General features: G+C 70.5%; 4 protein-coding genes and 1 pseudogene. All 5 read right to left on the bottom strand.

Going from position 1 to position 5,327, the window contains the following annotated elements; all coding sequences use genetic code 11:
- Positions 1 to 684 (bottom strand): annotated as a pseudogene (locus tag D7Y13_RS38010) (PAS domain-containing sensor histidine kinase); the annotation flags it as partial.
- On the bottom strand, positions 681 to 1,847 hold the full coding sequence (locus D7Y13_RS38015) for a sensor protein KdpD (protein WP_120584741.1): 1,167 nt from the start codon (positions 1,845 to 1,847) through the stop codon (positions 681 to 683). The gene D7Y13_RS38015 and the pseudogene D7Y13_RS38010, both read right to left, overlap by 4 nt.
- A 13-nt stretch (positions 1,848 to 1,860) precedes the next feature.
- Positions 1,861 to 2,463: a potassium-transporting ATPase subunit KdpC gene (kdpC, locus tag D7Y13_RS38020; protein ID WP_120584740.1), complete on the bottom strand. Its 603-nt coding sequence runs from the start codon at positions 2,461 to 2,463 to the stop codon at positions 1,861 to 1,863.
- A gap of 22 nt (positions 2,464 to 2,485) precedes the next feature.
- Positions 2,486 to 4,546 carry a potassium-transporting ATPase subunit KdpB gene (kdpB, locus tag D7Y13_RS38025; protein WP_120584739.1) on the bottom strand — a complete coding sequence of 687 codons (2,061 nt, stop codon included), beginning with the start codon at positions 4,544 to 4,546 and terminating at the stop codon, positions 2,486 to 2,488.
- Between the two features lie 2 nt (positions 4,547 to 4,548).
- Positions 4,549 to 5,327: potassium-transporting ATPase subunit KdpA (locus D7Y13_RS38030; protein ID WP_147452594.1), on the bottom strand; the 779-nt coding region annotated here is incomplete at its 5' end.

Raw genomic sequence — 5,327 nt, forward strand, 5'->3', positions numbered from 1 at the left:
CTCCACCACCGCGCGCGCCTCCCCGTCGCCCTGCCCCAGCCGGCGCACCGCCTGCGACAGCACCGACACCGGCCGCAGCGCCCGCTGCACCAGCGACGTGGTGAAGAACAGGCCGAAGCCCAGCGCGGCCATCACCGACAGCGCCATCAGCGTGTTCACCTGCTCGCTCTGGTGTCGCAGCCGGTCGCTCTTGCGCACCATCGCGTCCTGGTTCAACGCGAGGATGGCGGACGCGGCCGCCTTCGCCTCCTGGAAGGCCGGGGACAGGGACGCGAAGTAGCGCGCACGCGAGGCCTCCGGGTCGCGCTCCTGGAGGAATGCGTCGAACGCGGTCTGGTACTTCCCCCATGCGGCGTGCAGTCGCCGCGTCGCGTCCGCCTCACCGGGCTCGGTGATGTTGCCCTGCTGGATGGCCAGCTCGGACTCCAACGTGGGCCGCTGCGAGGCCTGCTGGGCCACGCCCCGCTCGCGCTCGCCCGCGACGATGAACAGCGCCGCGCTGTCCATGCGCTCCAGTTGCTCCGTGATGCGCTGGGTGGCGAGCACGCTGCGGTAGTTGTCCTCCAGCACCTGCTGACCGGAGCGCCCCACGCGCGCCAGGGTGATGACGGCCAGCGCCCCCAGCAGCAGGAGCGCGAGCACCAGCGGCGCCTGGGCCAGGAGCAGTCGGGAGCGCAGCGTCATGAGCGCTTCTCCTCGGAGAGGGGTTCGAAGGACACGACGTGGATGTCGAAGCCGTCCCCTTCGCGCAAGAGGCGCGCGTCCGCGGTGAGCCCCAGCCGCTGCCGCCACTTCGCCTGGTTCGAGCGGCCGATGATGATGTGCCCCACGCCGTGCGAGCGCCCGAAGTCCAGCAGCGCCGCCACCGGGTCCTTCGCGCGCAGGCGCACCACCTCCGCGCCCAGCTCCTTCGCCTTCTCGATGTTCGTCAGCAGGTGGCGCTGGGCCTCCGCGTCGATGAGGTGCGGCGCTTCGCCCGGCGTCTCCACGTACACCACGAACCAGTCCGTGTTGAGGCGGCCCGCCATGCGCGAGCCCCGGCGCAGGAGCGTCGCCGCGCGCGGAGGATGGCTGGAGAGGGCCACCAGCACGCGGCCCCAGGCGCCCCCTTTCTGGGAGGGGTCCTCGCCCGCGCGGGCCTGCTTGCCGGTGGTGGCGCGGTCCAGGCTCTCCGCCACCTCGCGCAGCGCCAGCTCGCGCAGGGTGGAGAGGTTGTCGCCGGTGAAGAAGCGCTCCAGCGCATGGGGCACCTTGTCGGGTGCGTAGATCTTGCCCGCCTTGAGGCGCTCGTGCAGGTCCTCCACCGCGAGGTCCAGGTTCACCACCTGGTCAGCGCTCTTGAGGAAGCTGTCGGGCAGCGTCTCTCGCACGGTGACGCCGGTGTTGCGCTCCACCAGGTCGTTGAGGCTCTCCAGGTGCTGCACGTTGAAGGCGCCAATGACATTGATGCCCGCGGCCAACAACTCCTGCACATCCTGGTAGCGCTTGCGGTTGCGGCACACGGGCAGGTTCGTGTGGGCCAGCTCGTCCACGATGGCCACCTGCGGCCGGCGCGCGAGGATGGCGTCCACGTCCAGCTCCTCCACGGAGACGTCGCGGTAGGTGTGGCGCTGGCGGGGCACGACTTCCAGTCCCGCCACCAGCGCCTCCGTCTCCGGGCGGCCGTGCGTCTCGATGAAGCCCAGCACCACGTCCACGCCGCGCGCCTTGAGCGCGTGCGCCTCCTCCAGCATCCGGAACGTCTTGCCCACACCGGCCGCGAAGCCGATGTAGAGCTTCAGCCGGCCCCGCCGACCGCGCTCCACCAGCTCCAGGAAGTCTTCCGCGCGAGGTCGCCGCGTCGTCATGCCAGGGTCTTCCTCAAGGGCTCGCGGGGGCCGGGGCGGGCCCACCGAACTGCCGGTCCATCGCGAGGTTCAACGTGAGCACGTTCACCCGGGGCTCGCCCAGCACGCCAAACGTCCTGCCTTCCACCTGCGACGCCACCAGCGTGCGCACGCGCGCCGGGTCCACCCCGCGCGCCCGGGCCACCCGGGGAACCTGCCACAGCGCGGACTCCGGCGACACGTGCGGATCCAACCCGGACCCGGACGCTGTCACCAGCTCACCAGGGACGGGCCCCGGGGCCTCGGGGTTCTCGCGGCGCAGCCGGTCCGCGTCCGCCACCGCGCGGTCGCGGAGCTTCTGGGAGGTGGGGCCCAGGTTGCTGCCGCCGGACGCCGTCGCGTCGTAGCCCGAGCCGGCGGCGGAGGGACGCGGCTGGAAGTAGCCGGGCCGCGTGAAGCCCTGGCCGATGAGCGTGCTGCCCACCTCGCGGCCCTGCTCGTCCTTCGCGAGCGACCCGTTGGCCTCATGGGGGAACAGCACCTGAGCCACGCCGGTGACGACCAGCGGGTACATCACGCCCGTGAGGACCAGCGTGACGACGCTGGCGCGCAGGGCGACGAGGAGAGCGGAGACCATGGTGTTCCCAATTCCTTTCAACTCAGGCCAGGCCCACGGTGGTGAGCAGCACGTCGATGACCTTGATGCCCACGAACGGGACGATGACGCCGCCCACCCCGTAGAGGAGCAGGCTGCGACGCAGGAGGGCCGCCGCGCCCAGCGGGCGGTAGCGCACGCCCTTCAGCGCCAGCGGGATGAGCGCCACGATGATGAGCGCGTTGAAGATGACGGCGGACAGGATGGCGCTGAAAGGCGACGTCAGGCCCATCACGTTGAGCGGGGCCATCTGCGGGAAAACGCCCATGAACAGCGCCGGCAGGATGGCGAAGTACTTGGCCACGTCGTTCGCGATGGAGAACGTGGTCAGCGTGCCGCGCGTCATCAGGAGCTGCTTGCCCACCTCCACCACCTCCAGGAGCTTGGTGGGGTTGGAGTCCAGGTCCACCATGTTGCCGGCCTCCTTGGCGGCCTGGGTGCCGGTGTTCATCGCCACACCCACGTCCGCCTGGGCCAGCGCGGGCGCGTCGTTGGTGCCGTCGCCCGTCATCGCCACGAGCTTGCCCTTGCCCTGCTCGGTGCGGATCAGCGCGAGCTTCGCCTCCGGGGTCGCCTCCGCCAGGAAGTCGTCCACGCCGGCCTCCCGCGCGATGGCGGCGGCGGTGCGCGGGTTGTCACCGGTGATCATCACCGTGCGGATGCCCATGGCGCGGAAGCGGTCGAAGCGCTCCTTGATGCCGCCCTTCACCACGTCCTTCAGGTGGATGATGCCCAGCACCCGGGCCCCGTCCGACACCGCCAGCGGCGTGCCGCCCGCGTCACCGATGCGCCCGGCCACCTGGGCCAGCTCCTCCGGCACGGTGCCACCCTGCTCCTTCGAGTGGCGCACGATGGCATCCACCGCGCCCTTGCGGATGCTGCGCGGGTGCGGATCCACCAGGTCGCAGCCGCTCATGCGCGTCTGCGCGGTGAAGGGCACGAAGGTGGTCTGATGCGCGCGCAGCTCGCGCGGACGCATCTTGTAGGTGTCCTTCACCAGGGTGACGACGGAGCGTCCCTCGGGGGTTTCATCCGCGAGGCTCGCGAGCTGCGCGGCCTCCGCCAGCTCCTCCACGCGCACGCCCGGCATCGGGAGCAGCTCCGTGGCCATGCGGTTGCCCAGGGTGATGGTGCCCGTCTTGTCGAGCAGCAGCGTGTCCACGTCCCCCGCCGCCTCCACCGCGCGGCCACTGAGCGCGAGCACGTTCTTGCGCAACAGCCGGTCCATGCCCGCGATGCCGATGGCGCTCAGCAACCCACCGATGGTCGTGGGGATGAGGCACACCAGCAGCGCCACCACCGCGGTGCCAGACAGGGGCACGCCTGAGTAGAGCGCCAGCGGCACCAGCGTCACGCACGCGAGCAGGAACACCAGCGTGAGGCCCACCAGGAGGATGTGCAGGGCAATCTCATTGGGCGTCTTCTGCCGGGCCGCGCCCTCCACGAGTCCAATCATCCGGTCGAGGAACGACTCACCGGGGTCCACGCTGATGCGGATGACGATGCGGTCGGACAGCACCTTGGTGCCGCCCGTCACGGCGGAGCGGTCGCCGCCGGACTCGCGGATGACGGGGGCGGATTCGCCGGTGACGGCGGACTCGTCCACGCTGGCGATGCCCTCCACCACTTCGCCATCGCCGGGGATGACGTCGCCCGCTTCGCACACCACGCGGTCGCCCTTGCGCAGGGAGGGGGCGGTGACGCGCTCTTCCTGGTTGTTGTCATTGAGCCGGCGGGCCTGGGTGTCCTGGCGCATGCGGCGCAGGGCGCTCGCCTGGGCCTTACCGCGCCCCTCCGCCACGGCTTCGGCGAAGTTGGCGAAGAGGACGGTGAACCACAGCCACAGCATCACCGACACGGTGAACCACAGCGGGGCACCGTCGTCGCGAGGGGACACCAGGTCCTTGAAGACGAACACGGTGGTGAGGAGGCTGCCGGCCCAGACCACGAACATCACCGGGTTGCGGGCGACGGCGCGCGGGTGGAGCTTCTTGAAGCTCTCCCACACGGCGGGCTTGAGCAGCGTCGGATCCAACAGCGACGCCTGCCGGGAAGCGGGGGCCATGGTCAGTACACCTTTCCGGCCGCGCCAAGGAAGTGCTCGACGATGGGACCGAGTGACAGCGCGGGGAAGAACGTCAGCGCGCCCACGATGAGGACGACGCTCACGAGAAGGCCCGTGAAGAGGACGCCTTCGGTGGGGAAGGTGCCGGGCCCGGGGGCCACGACCTTCTTGCCCACGAGCGAGCCCGCCAGCGCCATCACCGGCACCATCATCAGGAAGCGGCCCGCGAGCATCGACACGCCCAGGCTGATGTTCCAGAAGGGCGTGTTGGCGTTGAGGCCCGCGAAGGCACTGCCGTTGTTGGCGACGCCGCTGGTGAACGCGTAGAGGATTTCGGACAGGCCGTGCGGCCCGGCGTTGTTGAGCGAGGACGTGCCCTGCGGCAGCACCACGCCCACCGCGGACAGGCCCAGGATGACCAGGGGGAAGACGAGCACGTAGAGCATCGCGAGCTTCATCTCGCGCGCTTCGATCTTCTTGCCGAGGAACTCCGGCGTGCGGCCCACCATCAGGCCCGCGATGAAGACCGCGAGGATGGCCATGACGAGGATGCCGTAGAGGCCCGCGCCCACGCCTCCGAAGATGACCTCACCCAGTTGCATGTTGACCAGCGGCACCAGCCCGCCGAGCGCGGTGAAGCTGTCGTGCATGGCATTGACCGCGCCGCACGACGCATCGGTGGTGACGGTGGCGAACAGCGTGGAGGCCGCGACGCCGAAGCGTGCTTCTTTGCCCTCCAGGTTCCCGTGCTGGAGCACCTGGGCGGAGGCGAGGGCGGGGT

It is taken from the genome of Corallococcus praedator (assembly GCF_003612125.1).
Lineage (GTDB): Bacteria > Myxococcota > Myxococcia > Myxococcales > Myxococcaceae > Corallococcus > Corallococcus praedator.

Coding starts and splice junctions, on each gene's coding strand:
- D7Y13_RS38015 (WP_120584741.1), bottom strand. CDS start 1,847: ATGACGACGCGGCGACCTCGCGCGGAAGACTTCCTGGAGCTGGTGGAG.
- kdpB (WP_120584739.1), bottom strand. CDS start 4,546: ATGGCCCCCGCTTCCCGGCAGGCGTCGCTGTTGGATCCGACGCTGCTC.
- kdpC (WP_120584740.1), bottom strand. CDS start 2,463: ATGGTCTCCGCTCTCCTCGTCGCCCTGCGCGCCAGCGTCGTCACGCTG.